Source organism: Vibrio sp. S234-5 (assembly GCF_000960595.1).
Taxonomy (GTDB): domain Bacteria; phylum Pseudomonadota; class Gammaproteobacteria; order Enterobacterales; family Vibrionaceae; genus Vibrio.
Genome location: NZ_JZAM01000079.1, coordinates 1 through 633 on the forward strand (window position 1 = coordinate 1; position 633 = coordinate 633).

Here is a 633-nt window from a genome sequence, read left to right on the forward strand (position 1 = left end):
GTAAGCGCATCATAAACCCCGCATTCTAATCGTCTAGCCCGAATAATAAGATCAAACCTCCAACCCAAAGGAGATTTGAAATGGCCAAACGACGCACTAACCAAGAATGGCGAACCCTGTTCGAACACTATGAATCCAGCCAGCTATCACAACGATTATTCTGTGAACGTAACGGACTGAGCCTTTCCACTTTTTACGCTAAGCGCCAACAGTTAAAGCACATCGAAAAACCGAACACGGTTGGCTTTGTTAAAGCAGAAGTCGTTGAAAAGACGACAAAGTATCAAGCCACTCACGTTGTCGTTGCCAACATGACACTACTTGTAAACAATGTTGAACTGAGCATCCCACAAGGCACACCAGCGACCTATCTCGCAGAGCTTATCGGTGCGTTATCATGAAACGCATGCTCAGCGCTCCAAAGATTTACTTGTATCGTGAAAGCGTCGATTTTAGAAAGTCCATCAACGGCCTCGCTGCGATTATCGAAAATGACACCGACTTGCCCTTGGGCAGCGGCGCACTGTTCCTGTTCACCAACAAACAGCGCGACAAAATCAAAGTGTTGTACTGGGATAAAACAGGCTTTGCTCTTTGGTATAAGCGCCTTGAAAAAGCCAAGTACAAGTGGCC

At 46.3% G+C, this 633-nt stretch carries 2 protein-coding genes; both read left to right on the top strand.

Features of this window, described 5'->3' with window-relative positions; genetic code table 11:
• Positions 1–80 precede the first annotated feature (80 nt).
• Positions 81–401 (top strand): hypothetical protein, encoded by a 321-nt coding sequence (locus UF06_RS03395; protein WP_045569184.1) that lies wholly within the window; start codon positions 81–83, stop codon positions 399–401.
• A partial coding sequence (gene tnpB, locus UF06_RS03400; RefSeq protein ID WP_045569185.1) for an IS66 family insertion sequence element accessory protein TnpB occupies positions 398–633 on the top strand: 236 nt, incomplete at its 3' end. The genes UF06_RS03395 and tnpB, both read left to right, overlap by 4 nt.

Bases quoted from the DNA above. Each gene is read 5' to 3' on its own strand.
- UF06_RS03395 (WP_045569184.1), top strand. From the start codon at position 81: ATGGCCAAACGACGCACTAACCAAGAATGGCGAACCCTGTTCGAACAC.